General features: G+C 54.8%; 15 protein-coding genes, 1 tRNA gene and 1 other RNA gene. 9 read left to right on the forward strand and 8 right to left on the reverse strand.

Annotation, left to right across the window (positions count from 1 at the left end; all coding sequences use genetic code 11):
- Positions 1–82: 82 nt before the first annotated feature.
- Positions 83–943: a pirin family protein gene (locus ACMYSO_RS23390; protein WP_434668388.1), complete on the reverse strand. Its 861-nt coding sequence runs from the start codon at positions 941–943 to the stop codon at positions 83–85.
- A gap of 114 nt (positions 944–1057) precedes the next feature.
- Here ACMYSO_RS23390 and ACMYSO_RS23395 point away from each other — a divergent pair, with 114 nt between their 5' ends.
- Positions 1058–1963, forward strand: coding sequence for a LysR family transcriptional regulator (locus ACMYSO_RS23395; protein WP_434668391.1), 906 nt, complete (start codon positions 1058–1060; stop codon positions 1961–1963).
- 37 nt (positions 1964–2000) lie between these two features.
- Here ACMYSO_RS23395 and ACMYSO_RS23400 read toward each other — a convergent pair whose 3' ends face one another.
- From ACMYSO_RS23400 to ACMYSO_RS23410, 3 genes are all read right to left on the reverse strand, one after another.
- The gene (locus ACMYSO_RS23400; RefSeq protein ID WP_434668393.1) at positions 2001–4178 is read right to left on the reverse strand and encodes a TonB-dependent siderophore receptor; all 2178 of its coding nucleotides are present in this window, start codon (positions 4176–4178) and stop codon (positions 2001–2003) included.
- A gap of 524 nt (positions 4179–4702) precedes the next feature.
- A non-coding RNA gene (locus ACMYSO_RS23405) (RtT sRNA) lies at positions 4703–4838 on the reverse strand.
- A 766-nt stretch (positions 4839–5604) separates the two neighbouring features.
- Positions 5605–5692 (reverse strand) — tRNA-Ser (locus tag ACMYSO_RS23410).
- A 268-nt stretch (positions 5693–5960) separates the two neighbouring features.
- Here ACMYSO_RS23410 and ghrA point away from each other — a divergent pair.
- The 5 genes from ghrA (at position 5961) to ymdB (ending at position 9636) form a co-directional block, all read left to right on the forward strand.
- Positions 5961–6899: a glyoxylate/hydroxypyruvate reductase GhrA gene (ghrA, locus tag ACMYSO_RS23415; protein WP_434668396.1), complete on the forward strand. Its 939-nt coding sequence runs from the start codon at positions 5961–5963 to the stop codon at positions 6897–6899.
- A gap of 84 nt (positions 6900–6983) precedes the next feature.
- Positions 6984–7721, forward strand: a complete 738-nt coding sequence (locus ACMYSO_RS23420) for a phosphatase (protein WP_434585513.1) — start codon at positions 6984–6986, stop codon at positions 7719–7721.
- A gap of 22 nt (positions 7722–7743) precedes the next feature.
- Positions 7744–8298 carry a TorD/DmsD family molecular chaperone gene (locus ACMYSO_RS23425; RefSeq protein WP_434585511.1) on the forward strand — a complete coding sequence of 185 codons (555 nt, stop codon included), beginning with the start codon at positions 7744–7746 and terminating at the stop codon, positions 8296–8298.
- A gap of 91 nt (positions 8299–8389) precedes the next feature.
- On the forward strand, positions 8390–8896 hold the full coding sequence (locus ACMYSO_RS23430; protein WP_434668399.1) for a DUF1097 domain-containing protein: 507 nt from the start codon (positions 8390–8392) through the stop codon (positions 8894–8896).
- 215 nt (positions 8897–9111) lie between these two features.
- Positions 9112–9636 carry an O-acetyl-ADP-ribose deacetylase gene (gene ymdB, locus ACMYSO_RS23435; RefSeq protein WP_434668402.1) on the forward strand — a complete coding sequence of 175 codons (525 nt, stop codon included), beginning with the start codon at positions 9112–9114 and terminating at the stop codon, positions 9634–9636.
- A 73-nt stretch (positions 9637–9709) separates the two neighbouring features.
- Here the strand turns inward: ymdB and mdoC are convergent, their stop codons facing one another.
- Complete coding sequence (mdoC, locus tag ACMYSO_RS23440; RefSeq protein WP_434668405.1) at positions 9710–10870, reverse strand: glucans biosynthesis protein MdoC; 1161 nt, start codon at positions 10868–10870, stop codon at positions 9710–9712.
- A 251-nt stretch (positions 10871–11121) separates the two neighbouring features.
- Here mdoC and mdoG point away from each other — a divergent pair, with 251 nt between their 5' ends.
- From mdoG to ACMYSO_RS23455, 3 genes are all read left to right on the forward strand, one after another.
- Entirely contained in the window at positions 11122–12675 is a 1554-nt protein-coding gene (gene mdoG / locus ACMYSO_RS23445) for a glucans biosynthesis protein MdoG (protein WP_434585506.1), read from the forward strand.
- Positions 12668–15196 (forward strand): glucans biosynthesis glucosyltransferase MdoH, encoded by a 2529-nt coding sequence (gene mdoH, locus ACMYSO_RS23450; RefSeq protein WP_434668408.1) that lies wholly within the window; start codon positions 12668–12670, stop codon positions 15194–15196. The genes mdoG and mdoH overlap by 8 nt, the downstream gene beginning before the upstream one ends.
- Before the next feature lie 66 nt (positions 15197–15262).
- Positions 15263–15490 (forward strand): YceK/YidQ family lipoprotein, encoded by a 228-nt coding sequence (locus tag ACMYSO_RS23455; protein ID WP_123753795.1) that lies wholly within the window; start codon positions 15263–15265, stop codon positions 15488–15490.
- Here ACMYSO_RS23455 and ACMYSO_RS23460 read toward each other — a convergent pair whose 3' ends face one another.
- The 3 genes from ACMYSO_RS23460 to ACMYSO_RS23470 form a co-directional block, all read right to left on the reverse strand.
- A complete protein-coding gene (locus tag ACMYSO_RS23460; RefSeq protein WP_004860482.1) occupies positions 15491–15877 on the reverse strand; it encodes a MysB family protein in 387 nt (128 codons plus the stop codon).
- Positions 15878–15968: 91 nt separating this feature from the next.
- A complete protein-coding gene (gene mdtG, locus ACMYSO_RS23465; protein WP_434668411.1) occupies positions 15969–17219 on the reverse strand; it encodes a multidrug efflux MFS transporter MdtG in 1251 nt (416 codons plus the stop codon).
- A gap of 156 nt (positions 17220–17375) precedes the next feature.
- Positions 17376–18296, reverse strand: a complete 921-nt coding sequence (locus ACMYSO_RS23470) for a Kdo(2)-lipid IV(A) acyltransferase (RefSeq protein ID WP_434668414.1) — start codon at positions 18294–18296, stop codon at positions 17376–17378.
- Positions 18297–18453 lie beyond the last annotated feature (157 nt).

Below are 18453 nucleotides of genomic sequence, written 5' to 3' on the forward strand. Positions count from 1 at the left end.
GCGGGGCAGTAATTTTAACGCAGAGAATCAAGCTGTTTGCCATGCTTTAACACTACGCTGGCAGACCAGTAAGGCGCTGATGTCAGATCTGGCCGAAGTGCCCGCTGTTAAAATCGCTAACGGCTTCGGCGATCTGCTGCCGGGTGTTCATCACAAACGGACCGTAACCCACAATGGGCTCCTGTAACGGCTCGCCGGCCAGCAGCAGCACTTTGGCATTCGCCGTTGCCTGGAGATGAATCGCTTCTCCCTGCTGGCTCAATACGACCAGCTGTCCTTCACGCGCCTGCTCGGCACCGTTGACCGCAATCTCACCTTCAAGGACCACTAATGCGCTGCTCCAGCCATCAGGCTGACGGAGCGTAATATCATGGCCCTGATTCAGTTGCATATCCCAGACGTTCAGCGGCGAGAAGGTATGCGCAGGACCAGACACTTCGCCATAGCTGCCGGCGATAACCCGGATATTTCCCGCGCCGTCCGCCAGGGCGACGTCCGGGATAACATCTGCGGTAATGCTCTGATAGCCCGGATGAGCCATTTTGTCTTTTGCTGGCAGATTGACCCACAACTGGATCATCTTCAGTTCTCCGCCGGTGCGGGTAAACTCTGCAGAATGGAACTCTTCATGCAGAATGCCGGCGCCCGCGGTCATCCACTGCACATCGCCCGGGCCAATGACCCCGCCTTTACCCGTTGAGTCGCGGTGCTCTACTTCACCGGAATAGACAATGGTGACGGTTTCAAACCCACGGTGCGGGTGTTCGCCAACTCCACGTCTGCCGCTTCCCGCCGGGAAGTGGTGCGGACCAGCGTAGTCCAGCAGCAGGAAGGGGCTTAATGGTTCGCCATGAGTCTGGTAAGAGAACAGTGAGCGGACCGGGAAGCCATCCCCCACCCAATGTTGGGCTGGTGCGGTATAGACGCCTGTAATCTGTTTCATAGTGCTCTCCTGTTTCGCGATTTCTAATGACCATAAGCTTACATGCGTGGCCAATAAACCGGTAGATAGCAAAAGTAGCCTATACTGTTCTTAAAATGGAACAATGGAGGAAGGATGCTGGATCTTAATGACTTAGCCTGGTTTGTCCAGGTCGTCGATCATCAAGGATTCGCCGCGGCGGGCAGGGCGCTCGATCAGCCGAAATCAAAATTAAGTCGTCGGATCGCGCAGCTGGAAGAGCGGCTTGGCGTCCGGCTGATTCATCGCACGACCCGCCAGTTCGTGGTCACTGAAGTAGGACAGACCTTCTACCAGCACTGTAAAGCGATGCTGATAGAGGCCGAAGCGGCACAGCAGGCGGTGGAAACGTTGCGTTCAGAGCCGCGCGGCAGCGTGAAACTCACCTGTCCGGTAACCTTACTCCATGCCCACGTCGGGCCAATGCTGGCGCGATTTATGCTGCGCTACCCCGGCGTCAATGTGCAGCTGGAGGCTACCAACCGGCGGGTTGACGTTGTCGGCGAAGGAATCGATGTGGCGATCCGCGTGCGTCCGCGCCCGTTTGACGATAGCGATCTGGTGATGCGGGTGCTGGCCGACCGCGGGCAACGGCTGGTCGCCAGCCCGGCGTGTATTGCCCGAATGGGGCGGCCTCAGGCGCCATCGCAGCTGAGCACATGGCCGGGGCTGAGTCTCGATGCCGGAAAACATCAGCATAAATGGCAGCTGAGCGGGCCCGAGGGGGCGAGGGCGGAAGTCTATTTTACGCCACGGATGGTCACGACGGATATGCTGGCACTGCGCGAAGCTGCGATAGCCGGCGTGGGGGTGGTTCAGCTTCCTTTATTAATGGTGCGCGATCAGCTGGCTGCCGGAACGCTGGAAGTGGTGCTGGATGCGTGGCAGCCGCAGCGGGAAGTTATTCATGCAGTCTTTGCCTCGCGTCGTGGCCTGCTGCCGTCGGTAAGGGCGCTGGTGGATTTTCTCAGTGAGGAATATCAGCGGATGGAAGAAGATTGATTTTTCCGTGCCCGCTGGGGCACGGAAATGACTTCAATTAAAACGACATGGTGACCCCAGCGTAATAAGCACGGCCCGGCTCATTGTAGGTAGAAGCCCCTTCGTTCTCGCGGTAAACACGCTTATCAAACAGGTTGTTGATACCGGCATTGGCGCGCAGACTTTTTGTGATGTCATAATTGACGTTTAAACCCACGATGGAGTAGGGACTAATCTCCTTCTGGGAAAGTCCATTCCTGTTTTCAAGAGTGGTTTCAGCATACTGGCGCGGTTTCTGGCGACCATATTGCGTCCAGTTAATGTCGGTACTCAGGTCCTGAGTGACTTGCCATTCCAGTTGGGAGTTGATGGTAAATTCCGGGATGACGGACAGCGGATTACCGGTCTTCTTGCTTTCAGAACGGAACATGTACGTCGCGTTGGTGCGCCATTCCAGCGTATCGGCGATCAGAGGAATACTCAGGTTACCCTCGAGCCCTTCAACGATGGCTTTACCGCCGTTCTCCCACTGCAATACGTTATAGGTGCCATTGCTATAAATAGCAGACGTTCCTGAGACGATTTTATTTTTGTAATCATTACGGAAGTAGGTAATGCCGGCGGTGTAGCCTGCATGACTGAATTCTAATCCCACTTCTTTGTTGACGCTAATTTCAGGATCGAGGTTATCGTTACCGAGTAAATAGCACTGGCTCAGACCAATCGGGCAGCCGTTGCCACGCGTGGACAGGAGATAGCCTGGCGTTGACTGATAAAGATTGGGGGCTTTAAATGCGCGCGCGATACCGGCTTTCAAGACGAAATATTCGCCCAACCCTTGCGACATATTCAGGCTGGGGCTCCAGTTAGCGCCGAATTGATCGTGATAATCAAAGCGCAGACCCGGAATAATTTCGGTGCTGTCGGTTGCCGCAATATTATCTTCGAAATAGAGTGAGCTGATGGTGGCGGAGTTTTTACTGCTGCGTTGGGAAGGGTCACCTGAGCTACCCGGCAAATATAAGTCCGTGTTTGCCGATTGCATGGAGGCGGGATCGTTGAGCTCATCGCGGTTCCATTCCGCCCCCAGCGTCACCGTTTGATCAACCAGCAGTTGCAGAGGGAAGTTTATCTCCCCGCCCGCGCGATAACTTTCCAGACGGCTGGTCGAATTCTCATCACTATTAATCATACCTTCAGTACTGCCGCCGGTACCTTCTTTTAAGCGCGTGTTATTGGTTTTTTCATAGTTAAAGTTAAGCCTGGATGTCCCCCAGTCCCAGATACCGTTATGGGTGATACCGTAGTTTTGACGGTATAAGCGGTTTGTTTCGCTGCCATATAACGATTCAACCAGACCGTTCGCGCTGCTATTACTATTACTATTTTGAGTATCACCGGCGTAGATATTTCCCTGACGGCTATAGGCATAGGAGAAGTCAACAATCTGGGTCGGCGTCATTTTCCAGGACAGCACGCCGCTGATGTCTTTATTGCGCACGCCTTCACGGCCTGCGGCATAGGAGCCGTTTTGTGCGGTATTGATGTCAAAGGCATCAGCATCGGTGCGGTTGAGGTTGCCGTACAGGCGCATTGTCAGCGCGTCGCCTGCCAAAGGACCACTGAGGTTGAAGTTAGCGCGACGGGTGTCGCCTTCTTTGCTGTTTTCAGGCTGGTTGGTGTAGAGAGAGAGTGAACCGTGCCAATCGTTGGTAGGGCGCTTGGTGATGATATTCACCACCCCACCGGCTGCACCTGAGCCATAACGGGCGGCTGCCGGGCCACGAATCACTTCAATACGCTCCACCATTTCCGCCGGCACCCAGTTGGTATCGCCGCGAGAATCGCGTTCGCCACGCCAGTTGTAGCGAACGGAGTTACGAGAACTCACCGGCACACCATCGATCAGCACCAGGGTGTTTTCCGGCCCCATGCCGCGAATATCGATTTGGCGGTTGTTACCGCGGCTGCCGCTGGCACCGTTGCCGGTCAGGTTGACGCCGGGCATTTTACGGATGATGTCAGAAAGATCGTTCACCGGAGGGCTTTTTTGAATGTCTTCTGCCGTGATAATCGAGACGCCTGGTTGCTGTTTTAGCTCCTGTTCAGCGGTGACCAGCATGACTTCATCATCAGCGAGATTTTCTGTCGGTTCGGCAGCCAAAGCAGGAGTGGACAGTAAGCTGGCAAAAAGCAGCGTTATCGGACGCTTTCTACCATAAAAAGTAACATTCATTTTCATTATCTCCATAATATGCAGGAATAAGGCGCAGATGCGGATGATAATGAGATTGATTATCATTGTATATTGCGTGCGGTGTTTCTCCTTTTTTTCTACATTGTTCGTCAATTTTTCGTTTTTATGTAAGAGGATGTAAAATCTTGCGAGTCGTGATGTAAAGGCCAGGGGGAGGGATAGCAGGTGGAATGTTATTTATAACCAATTGATAAATATAAATAGTAACACCTTATGGTTATATGGTTATTTTTTTCGCTCACAGACAGTCGCGAAAATACAGCCCTGTAGCAGCGAAAAATAAGGAGAAATCGTGTTTTTCTCAATACAAATATTTACATTCAATATCATCCATTGACGCAATACCAGACTCTTCGATTGCCGTCAGGCTATTCATTGCGCCAACGCATATTATAACAGTTTGTTAACAAGTATGGCGTAGTATGCCTGGGAGTGAATGGCTGTGTGGCTGGTGCAACATGCGAAAAAAAGCCCGTGACTGCGTACGAACTCTTCTTAAAATATGGCGGTGAGGGGGGGATTGACTCGCTTTGCTCGCCCTACGGGCAGCCCGCTCACAGGTTCGCGGTCTGTCCAACTGGCGTTGCCAGTTGTCGAACCCCGGTCGGGGCTTCTCATCCCCCCCGGTGGGGTGCAACATGCGAAAAAAAAAGCCCGTGACTGCGTACGAGCTCTTCTTAAAATATGGCGGTGAGGGGGGGATTGACTCGTTTTGCTCGCCCTACGGGCAGCCCGCTCACAGGTTCGCGGTCTGTCCAACTGGCGTTGCCAGTTGTCGAACCCCGGTCGGGGCTTCTCATCCCCCCGGTGGGGTGCTACATGCGAAAAAAAAGCCCGTGACTGCGTACGAGCTCTTCTTAAAATATGGCGGTGAGGAGGGGATTGACTCGCGTTGCTCGCCCTACGGGCAGCCCGCTCACAGGTTCGCTGTCTGTCCAACTGGCGTTGCCAGTTGTCGAACCCCGGTCGGGGCTTCTCATCCCCCCGGTGGGGTGCTACATGCGAAAAAAAGCCCGTACTTGCGTACGAGCTCTTCTTAAAATATGGCGGTGAGGAGGGGATTGACTCGCGTTGCTCGCCCTACGGGCAGCCCGCTCACAGGTTCGCTGTCTGTCCAACTGGCGTTGCCAGTTGTCGAACCCCGGTCGGGGCTTCTCATCCCCCCCGGTGGGGTGCTACATGCGAAAAAAAGCCCGTACTTGCGTACGAGCTCTTCTTAAAATATGGCGGTGAGGAGGGGATTGACTCGCGTTGCTCGCCCTACGGGCAGCCCGCTCACAGGTTCGCTGTCTGTCCAACTGGCGTTGCCAGTTGTCGAACCCCGGTCGGGGCTTCTCATCCCCCCCGGTGGGGTGCTACATGCGAAAAAAAAGCCCGTACTTGCGTATGAGCTCTTCTTATAATATGGCGGTGAGGGGGGGATTCGAACCCCCGATACGTTGCCGTATACACACTTTCCAGGCGTGCTCCTTCAGCCACTCGGACACCTCACCATATTGTCGTTCCCGTTGCTGCTGGGAACGGGCGCTAATTTAGGGAAATACGTATCTCTCGTCAATCAACTTTTTCAAAAAACCGTGCGTTTAGCCAAACTTCGCGCAACTTGCGTTTTAAATGCGCGACAATCGATTTTTTTGTCACCACTCTCTTTTTACTCGATAGAAAAATGAAATTTGTTATGCTGACAACCCAATAGAAAACAACAAATAAAACATGACGCTTGGGTAGACCTGCACGACGCGTCAGCTATCAGGAGCCACGATGGACATTATTTATTATCACCCGACATTTGATACCGCTTACTGGATTGCAGAGCTGGAAAAACGGCTGCCAGGCGCGCGCGTCCGTGAATGGAAATCCGGTGACAACCAGCATGCTGATTACGCGCTGGTCTGGCATCCGCCAGTCGAAATGCTTCAGGGACGGGATTTAAAAGCGGTCTTTGCCCTCGGAGCGGGTGTTGATTCGATCCTCAGTAAACTACGCCAGCACCCGGAAATGCTGCCAATGTCGATCCCGCTTTTCCGTCTCGAAGACACCGGAATGGGTCAGCAGATGCAGGAATACGCGGTCAGCCAGGTATTGCACTGGTTCCGTCGCTTCGATGACTATCAGGCCTTAAAACAGCAAGCGCGCTGGCAACCGCTGGACGACTATCCGCGAGACACCTTTACTATCGGGATTATGGGCGCGGGCGTACTCGGCGCGAAAGTCGCCGAAGCGCTGCAGGTATGGGGCTTCCCGCTGCGTAGCTGGAGCCGCAGCCGCAAAGCCTGGCCGCAGGTGCAAAGTTTTGCCGGCGCCGATGAGCTGGGTGCATTTCTCGGCGGAACCCGGGTGTTGATCAACCTGCTACCGAACACGGCGGAAACTGCCGGGATTATTAACCAGCAGCTGTTGGCGCAGCTTCCGGATAACAGCTATGTTCTCAATCTGGCACGTGGTGTTCACGTTGTGGAAGACGATCTATTAGCGGCACTGAATAGCGGCAAGCTTAAAGGGGCGATGCTGGATGTCTTTAGTCGTGAACCGTTACCGGCAGCAAGCCTGCTGTGGGCGCATCCTCGGGTGGCCATGACCCCACATGTGGCTGCGGTCACTCGTCCACTGGAAGCCATTGCCTATATTGCTGGCACCATCGGCCAGTTGGAACGGGGTGAGACGGTAAGCGGGCAGGTCGATCGTCAGCGCGGATACTAAGACATCACCCGCTGCGGCGGGGTTTTTGCTAATCATAGGTCCTGATTCCTGCTATCCTTGCCACAAACAGAGAAGGAGAATGTGATGTATCCTGTTGACCTGCACATGCATACCGTCGCCAGTACCCACGCCTACAGTACCCTGCACGATTATATTGCTGAAGCAAAGCGCAAGGGGATCAAACTTTTCGCCATTACCGACCACGGTCCGGATATGGCCGATGCACCGCACTACTGGCACTTCGTCAATATGCGCATCTGGCCGCGGATGGTGGATGGCGTTGGCATCTTGCGCGGCATTGAAGCCAATATTAAAAATATCCAGGGCGAAATTGACTGCAGCGGGCCGATGCTGTCGTCGCTGGATTTGTTCATCGCCGGCTTCCATGAGCCGGTGTTCCCGCCGCAGGATAAAGCGACCCACACCGAAGCGATGATCGCCACCATGGCCAGCGGCGCGGTACACATTATCAGCCATCCGGGCAACCCGAAATTCCCCGTTGATATCCCGGCCATCGCCGCGGCTGCGGCAAAATATCAGGTGGCGCTGGAAATCAATAACTCATCCTTTGTCTCCTCGCGCGTGGGCAGTGAAGATAACTGCCGGGCCATTGCCGCCGCGGTTCGCGATGCCGGCGGCTGGGTGGCGCTGGGCTCTGATTCGCACACCGCCTTTACCCTGGGGGAATTTTCCGCGTGCCGTAAGATCCTGGATGAAGTGGGCTTCCCCGAGGATCGGATCCTTAACGTTTCTCCACGTCGGCTGCTGAATTTCCTTGAGTCCCGCGGGATGCCGGCAATCCCTGAATTTGCCGATCTTTAATGTGAAAAACTGGAATAATTGAATGAACGAGTTTTCAATCCTCTGCCGTGTACTGGGCTCTTTGTACTATCGCCAACCTCAGGATCCGCTGCTGGTGCCGCTGTTTACCTTGATTCGAGAAGGGAAGCTGGCGGCGAACTGGCCGCTGGAACAGGATGAGCTGCTGGAGCGTCTGCAAAAAAGCTGCGATGTACAACCGCTGGCTGCGGACTATAACGCACTGTTTGTCGGGGACGAATGCAGCGTTCCCCCGTACCGTAGCGCATGGGTTGAAGGGGCGAGCGAAGCCGAAGTGCGTGGTTTCCTGAGCGCCCACGGCATCCCGACTGGCGAAGGCAAAGCCGACCATATTGGTTCCTTGCTGCTGGCGGCCTCCTGGCTGGAAGATCACGCAACCGAAGACGAAAGCGAAGTCCTGGAAACCCTGTTCGCAGACTACATTCTGCCCTGGTGCGGGACCTTCCTCGGGAAAGTCGAAGCCCATGCGGAGACGCCGTTCTGGCGCACCATGGCCCTGCTGACGCGCGAAGCGATCTCTGCGATGTGGGATGAGTTAGAAGAAGAAACCGAAGAGTAATATGTGATTTAAATCACACATTAAGTGCAAGTGAAACTCATTGCTTGCATATAACGTGCTTCAGATCTCATTTGAACGGCACGTATCTGCTATGATACGTGCCATGAACATACTTCTCGCAATTGCAATAACGACAGGCATTCTCTCCGGTCTCTGGGGATGGGTGGCGGTCGCGCTTGGCCTGCTGAGCTGGGCGGGTTTCCTGGGCTGTACGGCCTATTTTGCCTGCCCGCAGGGCGGTCTGAAAGGGCTGTTGATCTCCACCTGCACGGTAATGAGCGGCGTGGTGTGGGCGCTGGTCATTATCTACGGCAGCGCGCTGGCGCCGCATCTTGAGATCCTGGGCTATATGATGACCGGCGTTGTGGCCTTCCTGATGTGTATTCAGGCGCGCAAGCTGTTGCTCTCTTTTGTCCCCGGCACCTTTATTGGTGCTTGTGCCACCTTTGCTGGCAACGGTGACTGGCGAGTGGTGGTGCCTTCTCTGGCTCTGGGACTGGTCTTTGGTTACGCGATGAAAAATTGCGGGTTATGGCTGGCCGCGCGAGCGCAGAAAAATAAAGCCGCTTTAGTGAATGAAACGCCCGACCGGGCGTGATCTTAATTACCCCCTAATGCCAAAACAGGACCTCAGGTCCTGTTTTGTTTTCTACACGTTTATCCCTTATACCGGGCGGCCAGTCCGCAGCATTTCCTTGCTATTCTGCGCTGTTCGATTGCCCGTGCTCAAATACACAGACTTTCGTCCTGGGGACTATCGTGCCATATTAGCCACAATGCATTATGTAAAGACGTAAGCCGACAGGAGGCAAAATGACGGTTAAACCTGAGGTGATTCTCGGCGACATCACCACGCTGGAGGTCGATGTTATCGTCAATGCCGCTAACCCTTCACTACTGGGGGGTGGGGGCGTCGATGGCGCGATTCATCGTGCCGCCGGGCCCGAACTTCTTACTGCCTGCAAGGTGGTGCGCCAACAACAAGGGGAGTGCCCTCCGGGCCATGCGGTGATTACCACTGCTGGTCAGTTGCCAGCCAGCGCGGTTATTCATGCGGTCGGGCCGGTCTGGCGCGGTGGCGAACAACATGAAGCGCAGATCCTCGCCGACGCCTACCGCAACAGCCTGCTGCTGGCATCAGCCAACAGCTATCGGTCGATAGCTTTCCCGGCAATCAGTACCGGGGTGTACGGTTATCCGAAACAAGCCGCGGCGGAAATTGCGGTGCAGACGGTGAATGCTTTTCTGGTCCGTTATAACCCGCTGGAGCGGGTCTTTTTCGTCTGCTTTGATGATGAAACCGCGGAGATTTACCGCCGGTTATTGCAGCCGCAGTAATCACGGCGAAAGGGAAGTGCTGGTCGTTCATTGCCAGAGTTGAGCCGGTGAACGACCGGACATATAGGTTGAGTTAGCTGGCGGAAACCTGCGGTTTAGCGGCTTTGCTCTGAAACTTCCCCGAGAAGAGAAAGCGTAGCAGGGGGATGCGCAGGTGAATTTCATACAGCACCAGGGCAATACCCACTACAAAGATTAAGCCAGTCACAAAACCGAGCGCGTTCGATTTTATCGCCGGGGCTATCCAGGCGCCGTAGAGCAGGGTCAGCGGATGATGCACCAGATAAATGAACAGTGAGGCATTCACAAAATAGGTCACCCGTGCCGACTGGAAGTTCAGCAGGCGGTGGCCAAGCGAAAACACCACGTTGACCATCCACAGCCCCAGCACCATGGTAATGACATACTCGACTTCGTACATCCACCCGTCACCAGAGCCATACTGCTGATTCAGGCGATAGGCAATAAAGCCTAGCAGAGCGCCTACGAAGCACCATGGTGAGGGGGTGGTGAACATCGCTTTCAAGCGCGCATTGATAAACACCTGAGCGCCAAGAATAAAGAACGGCAGATAAAACAGGGTCTGCATGACGATAAAGTTGAACAGGCCATTGCTCAGCACCGGGGCGTAAATCACCAACAAGGTGCGACGGATCAGGGCATAAAGCACGCCGAGCGCGAGGAAAATCATCGACAGCTGAGCCAATGTGACAGTGTCACCAAAGGTGGGGCCATCGGCCGGGCGACGGCCTGTCAGCCATTTAAACAGCACCACCCCAAGGGTGGTCAGGACCACCAGCACCAGCAAAAACCACAGGTGTGAGATCAGCTCCCATGCCAGTGTATTAAACTTGTCATAGCCAGAAAGCGCGTGCCAGCTGTCGGCCTTGCCGTTGACGTACTGCAACATGATGAACTGCGGGAGCGTCAGCAGTGGAATGGCCGTGAGCATCGGGATACCGACGCGTTCCACGCGCACTTTCCACCATTTTTTGAGCGGATAGCGCAGGAACAGCATGTAGGAGAAATAGCCGGAAATAACAAAGAAGACCTGCATGCGAAACGCATGGATAAAGTCGTTGAACAACGTCAGCCACCAGGAGGGCTCGATGCTATTCACATGCCAGCTGTGGCTGGAGTAAATCAGGGATATATGAAAAGGGATCCCCAGCAGCATAAGCCATGCGCGGATGCTATCGAAGAAGTATTCACGTTGTGCTGGCGCGTTATTCATACAATATCACTACATTCTCAGACAATTCGTCTTATCACTCAAGGTGATAACGTTTAAATTCCCAGCAACCCTACATCAACTCAGGGTATCTGTCTCCAGGATAAGTACGCAAAGTACAAAAGTGGAGTTAACAGTCTGTTACCTGCACCGCTGAGATGAACAAAGCAGGGATTATGTTGTCGGATTGCCTGAATTACCATTAAAATAGATCGGATCGATTTAAGCACACAAAGGGGGAAGTGCTTACTTATATGAAACTTAAACCACAGATGATGAAAATGCGCTGGTTAAGCGCAGCCGTAATGTTGTCCCTGTGTACTTCATCTGCATGGGCGTTTAGCATTGATGACGTTGCAAAAGAGGCCAAAACGTTAGCCGGGAAAGGCTATGAAGCCCCTAAGAGCAACCTGCCCTCCGTTTTCCGCGATATGAAATACGCGGACTATCAGCAAATTCAGTTTAATCACGACAAGGCTTACTGGAACAATCAAAAGACGCCGTTCAAGCTTGAGTTTTATCATCAGGGTATGTACTTCGACACGCCGGTAACCATCAATGAAGTCACCGTGAACAGCGTGCGTAAGATTAAATATAGCCCGGATTACTTTAATTTTGGCAGCGTCCAGCATGATAAAGATACGGTGAAAGACCTCGGCTTCGCCGGATTCAAAGTACTGTACCCGATCAACAGCAAAGATAAGAACGACGAAATTGTCAGCATGCTCGGCGCCAGTTACTTCCGCGTTCTCGGTCAGGGCCAGGTGTATGGATTATCCGCTCGTGGTCTGGCGATCGATACCGCGCTGCCTTCCGGCGAAGAATTCCCGCGTTTCCGTGAGTTCTGGATTGAACGTCCAAAAGCCACGGATAAGCGCCTGACGATTTATGCCCTGCTGGACTCACCGCGCGCCACCGGTGCCTATCGTTTTGTGATCATGCCGGGCCGCGACACCGTGGTTGACGTGCAGTCCAAGGTGTACCTGCGCGACAAGGTTGGCAAACTGGGTGTGGCGCCGCTGACCAGTATGTTCCTGTTTGGGCCGAATCAGCCTTCCGCGGCATCTAACTTCCGTCCGGAGCTGCATGATTCCAACGGTCTGTCGATTCTTGCCGGCAACGGTGAGTGGATCTGGCGTCCGCTGAATAATCCAAAACATCTGGCCGTCAGCAGCTATGCGATGGAAAATCCGCAGGGCTTTGGCCTGCTCCAGCGTGGCCGCCAGTTCTCCCGCTTTGAAGACCTCGACGATCGTTACGATCTCCGCCCGAGCGCGTGGATCACCCCGAAAGGCGACTGGGGCAAAGGGAAAATCGAGCTGGTTGAAATCCCGACCAATGACGAAACTAACGATAACATCGTGACCTACTGGACGCCGGATCAGCTGCCGGAGCCGGGTAAAGAGATGAACTTCAAATACTCGATTACCTTCAGTCGCGATGAAGACAAACTGCATGCGCCGGATAACGCCTACGTGATGCAGACTCGCCGTTCCACAGGCGATGTGAAGCAGTCAAACCTGATCCGTCAACCGGATGGCACCATTGCGTTTATCGTCGATTTTACCGGCGCTGACATGAAAAAAATGCCGTCAGACACGCCGGTAACGGCGCAGGCGAGCATCGGTGATAACGCGGAGATCGTTGAGAATACCGTGCGTTACAACCCGGTAACTAAGGGCTGGCGTATGATCCTGCGCGTAAAAGTCAAAGATCCGAAGAAAACCACGGAAATGCGCGCTGCACTGGTCAATGCTGATCAGCCGCTGAGCGAAACCTGGAGCTATCAGCTGCCTGCCAATGAATAAGATAACGAAGTACATTGACGCATTGCCGCTGTCCGATGCTGAAAAAGCGGCGCTTCCGGAGACCAGCCTGCAGGCGGTACACGAAGCGCTGGATGCGGAGCATCATACTTTTGCTCGCGAAGACGACTCACCACTGGGGTCCGTTAAATCACGTCTGGAACACAGCTGGCCTGACTCCCTGGCCGCTGACCAGTTGATAAAAGATGATGAAGGCCGCACGCAGTTACAGGCAATGCCGAAAGCTAAGCGCTCCTCGATGTTCCCGGACCCGTGGCGCACCAATCCGGTGGGCCGCTTCTGGGATCGTCTGCGTGGCCGCGACGTAACCCCGCGCTATCTCTCTCGCCTGACCAAGGAAGAGCAGGAGAGTGAGCAGAAGTGGCGTACCGTCGGCACCATTCGTCGCTACACACTGCTGCTGCTGACGCTGGCGCAGACCGTCGTCGCGACCTGGTATATGAAAACGATTCTGCCGTATCAGGGCTGGGCGTTAATCAACCCGGCAGATATGGTAGGGCAGAACCTGTGGGTCTCCTTTATGCAGCTGTTGCCATACATGCTGCAGACCGGGATTCTGATCCTCTTTGCTGTGCTGTTCTGCTGGGTATCGGCAGGCTTCTGGACGGCGTTGATGGGCTTCCTGCAGCTGCTGATGGGGCGAGATAAATACAGTATTTCCGCCTCTACCGTCGGTGACGAGCCGCTGAATCCCGAACACCGCACCGCGCTGATCATGCCGATCTGTAACGAAGACGTCGATCGCGTCTTCGCCGGGCTGCGTGCGACCTGGGAATCGGTGAAGGCCACCGGCCAACAGCAGCATTTTGACGTCTATATCCTCAGCGATAGCTACAACCCGGACATCTGTGTTGCTGAGCAGAAAGCGTGGATGGAACTGATTGCCGAAGTGCAGGGCGAAGGGCAGATTTTCTACCGCCGCCGTCGTCGTCGTGTGAAGCGTAAAAGCGGAAACATCGATGACTTCTGCCGCCGCTGGGGCAGCCAGTACAGCTACATGGTGGTGCTGGATGCTGACTCGGTGATGACCGGTGAGTGTCTGACCGGGCTGGTGCGTTTGATGGAAGCGAACCCGAATGCCGGGATCATCCAGTCCTCGCCGCGCGCCTCCGGAATGGACACCCTGTATGCGCGTTGCCAGCAGTTTGCGACCCGGGTCTACGGCCCACTGTTTACTGCAGGTCTGCATTTCTGGCAGTTGGGTGAATCGCACTACTGGGGTCACAACGCCATTATCCGCGTGAAACCGTTTATCGAGCACTGCGCGCTGGCGCCGCTGCCGGGAGAAGGCTCCTTTGCCGGTTCGATTCTGTCACATGACTTCGTCGAAGCGGCGCTGATGCGTCGTGCCGGCTGGGGCGTGTGGATCGCCTACGATCTGCCGGGTTCCTACGAGGAGCTGCCGCCAAACCTGCTGGACGAACTCAAGCGTGACCGCCGCTGGTGCCACGGCAACCTGATGAACTTCCGTCTGTTCCTGGTGAAAGGTATGCACCCGGTTCACCGTGCGGTGTTCCTGACCGGCGTGATGTCCTACCTGTCGGCGCCGCTGTGGTTTATGTTCCTTGCCCTGTCCACCGCGCTGCAGGTCGTTCATGCGTTGACGGAGCCGCAGTACTTCCTGCAGCCGCGTCAGCTGTTCCCGGTCTGGCCGCAGTGGCGTCCTGAACTGGCGATTGCGCTGTTTGCCTCCACGATGGTGCTGCTGTTCCTGCCGAAACTGCTGAGCATTATTCTGGTGTGGTGCAAAGGCTCGAAAGAGTACGGCGGATTTTTCCGCGTGACACTTTCTCTGCTGCTGGAGGTTCTGTTCTCCGTGCTGCTGGCGCCGGTGCGTATGCTGTTCCACACCGTGTTTGTGGTCAGCGCGTTCCTCGGCTGGGAAGTGGTCTGGAACTCACCGCAGCGTGATGATGACTCCACGCCGTGGGGTGAGGCCTTTATGCGCCATGGTTCTCAGCTGCTGCTGGGTCTGGTGTGGGCGGTTGGTATGGCCTGGCTGGATCTGCGTTTCCTGTTCTGGCTGGCACCGATTGTCTTCTCGCTGATCCTGTCGCCGTTTGTCTCGGTGATCTCCAGCCGGGCGACCATGGGCCTGCGCACCAAACGCTGGAAGCTGTTCCTGATCCCGGAAGAGTATTCGCCGCCGCAGGTGCTGAAAGATACTGATGCTTATCTGACTCTGAACCGTCAGCGTTCGCTGGATGATGGCTTTATGCATGCCGTGTTTAACCCATCGTTTAACGCGCTGGCGACAGCGATGGCAACGGCACGTCACCGTCACGGGCATATTCTGGACATCGCCCGTGAGCGTCACGTTGAGCAGGCGTTGAATGAAACGCCGGATAAGCTCAATCGCGATCGCCGTCTGGTGTTGCTGAGTGACCCGGTCACCCTGTCTCGTTTACACTATCGCGTGTGGGCTGCACCGGAGAAATACTCTTCGTGGGTGAGTGCGTATCAGCAGACGACGCTCAACCCGCTGGCGTTAAAGACGAAATAAGCCGTTTATTAAGGAAAAATACCGGCAATAGTGCCGGTATTTTTTTATCTGAGAATTGAGGTAGAGATGAGAGTTTTACTGATTGTCGCCATGACGCTGCTGCTTAGCGGCTGCGGCAGCATCATTAGCCGTACGGTGCCAGGGCAGGGGCATGGAAATCAGTATTATCCCGGTGTGCAATGGGATGTCCGTGATTCGTCATGGCGCTATATCACTATTCTCGACCTGCCATTTTCGCTGGTCTTCGATACGCTGTTGCTACCGCTGGATGCCAGCCACGGCCCGTATAACTGATCAGCGCTCGTCCCATTCGTCCGCGGCAGTCTGACCCTCTTCGGTGTCCAGAGAGGGTTCCAGCTGGAATTCGCCTTCATCCCATTCATGTAGCGTATTCTCTTCCAGCCACTCCTGGCGCAGCTCTATCTCATCATAATCACCGTCAAACACGCTCTGTGCCGCCTCGCCGCTTAACATGGGCAGGCACTCACCTTCTTCATCTTCGTCGGCAAAAAATTCAGCCTGCCAGGCGATATCGCCATCCTGCAGAACGTACTTCTGAATATTCAGTTGCTCAACGTTGGCACTCTCCTCGTCGCTATCCGGATTATTGACAAGGAACTCTTCACGGGCCGCATCGATAGCTTCTTCGAGTGTGGCGTAGAAAATCGAATCCTTTGGCATGGCTAACCCCCTAAGAAGAATGAAAAATGGACACGATTCAATCTATAGAAGGCAGTCGGCAATGCGTCAAGGGGAAGGCCCCATGTTGAACTTAATTTACCGAACCGTCGCGGGTATCGGTACGTGGCGCGGAGTTGTCGCGGTTGGGGCGCCGCAAACTCAAGGTGGAATAGAGGGCATTGAACAGCACCACGGCGGCCGTTACTAAGAATACCGACCGGAAACCGTAGCTGGCAGAAACAGAGGCACCGATCAACGGGCCGGTGACATTGCCAATATCGCGAAACGACTGGTTATAGCTAAAGATTCGTCCGGAGATTTGACTGGTGGAGTTGTAAACCAGCAGCGTCTGTACCGCAGGCAGTAGCGCACCATCGGCTGCCCCCAGAAGAAAGCGCAATATCCCGAGTTGTAGCGGCGTCTGGACGAACGCCATCGGGATCAGCAGCAGCACGGATAACAGCAGGGCGACGATGAGAATTTTTTCCGGGCCGATACGATCGCCGAGCTTGCCGAGGCGCGGCGCGCTGATCAGTGCCGCAACGCCGGGCACGGAAGCTATCATGCCGCTGATAAAGGCAATATTGCTAACATCTCCTGCCAGGTCACGCACGTAGAGCGTCAGAATAGGGGCAATTGACCCGGTGGCAACCTGAATAATCATCGTGGTCACAAACAAGCTGAGGACCAGCTTTGGACTCTTCAGGGAGGAGAACACCGCGCGGGCGTTCAGCATCTCTTTTTTCGCCACCGGTACAAACTGCTCGCGGATGAGCAGCAGCGTCAGGATAAAGCAGATGAGAAGTACGCTGGCGGTAAGAAAAAACACCATGCGCAGACCCCAGTGATCGGCGAGAAATCCGCCCGCCAGTGGGCCGAGCAGGGCGCCACTGACTGCCCCGGTGGAAAGCGTGCCCAGCGCCCAGCCGCTCTTCTGACGGGGGATTTGGGTGGCGATAAGCGCATTGGCATTCGGAATAAACCCGCCAAGCAGCCCCAGCAAAGCCCGCAGTACCATAAACTGCCAGATATTTTGCGCCAGCCCCATTAGCATCATGACAATAGCCATCCCCAGGGCCGAACGCAGCAACATGATTTTACGTCCTTTGCGGTCGGCCAGTCCGCCCCAGAAGGGGGACGCGACGGCTGAGAATAAGAACGTAATGCTGAACACTAACCCGGACCACATATTCAGGGCGCTATGCCCCGTGACCCCGAGCTGCTCGACATAGAGCGGGAGAAAGGGCATGACCAGACTGAAGGCGGCGCCAGTCAAGAAACAGCCAAACCAGGTAACAGTGAGATTTCGCTTCCAGTTAATCGGGGTATCTGCAGACAACATAGGCTTCCGGTGGCCTGCCAGGCAGGTCAGACAAAGTGGAAATATGAGCCTGCTAATTATGCGCCTGAGAAATGATCATCGCAATAAAGGCAAGTGATTAAAAGCGCGAGAAGGGAGGCTCCTCCGGCAGGCTAATGCTACCGGAGGGAGAGCAACTTAGTAGCGTGAAGGCATATCAGGTGGACGAGTTTTAAAGCGGCGATGCAGCCACATATACTGCTCCGGCGCCATCAGAATGCACTTTTCGACGATACGGTTCATCCACGCCGCGGTGGTTTCAGCATCATCCAACGGTGGGTCGCATTCCGGTGGCAGGATAATCAGTTCATAGCCCTGGCCATTGGGCTTACGGCGCGGAACGAAAGGCACAATGCAGGCTTTCGACATTTTCGCCAGCATCCAGGTCCCGGAAGTGGTGGCGGCCTGGTCGACGGCGAAAAATGGCACAAAGACGCTGGCGGTAGGGCCGTAGTCGTGATCGGGGGCATACCAGATCACGTCACCTTTCTTCAGCGCACGGATCATACCCTTCAGATCTTTACGGTCGATCATGTCTTTGTTGGAACGCAGGCGTCCCCAGGTTTGCAGCCAGTCGATGACCGGGTTGTCATTCGGACGGTAGACGCCGATGCCGGGTTCATTCATGCCAAACATCCTGGCCCCCATTTCGAGCGTCAGGAAGTGGATGCCGATCAGCAGAATCCCGCGATGCTGGGCCTGAACTGCTCTGATATGCTCGACCCCGATAGAGTCGGTCCAGCGGGCGATGCGGTGTGCCGGCCAGAACCAGGCCATCCCGGTTTCCATTAATCCCATGCCGACGGATTCAAAGTTTTGCACCACCATCTGGTGACGTTCTTCTTCAGTTTTGTCCGGGAAGCAGAGTTCCAGATTACGGTAGGCGATTTTAGCGCGACGTTTCATAAAGCGCAGTGCCAGGCGGCCAATGGCGGTGCCAAGACGGTAAATCAGCGGATAGGGCAGTTGGACAACCAACCACAGCAGACCAATACCTGACCACAGTGGCCAGTAACGCGGGTGCAGCAACGCCACAGAGAATTTAGGTAAGTGGGTCATCTTATACCTGTTCAAGTAAGCAACTCGTTCTATTATCGCATTATTTAGTGCATCAGCCAAAACGACAGTCCCAGGTGGCATTTATTGTTAAACGGCAACCCAGGGGCGTGAGGGAAATGTAGCGCAAAATGAGGGGATGTAAATTTTGGTTGTTTGC

The sequence above is a fragment of the Klebsiella sp. B345 genome (assembly GCF_051131735.1).
Classification (GTDB): domain Bacteria; phylum Pseudomonadota; class Gammaproteobacteria; order Enterobacterales; family Enterobacteriaceae; genus Klebsiella.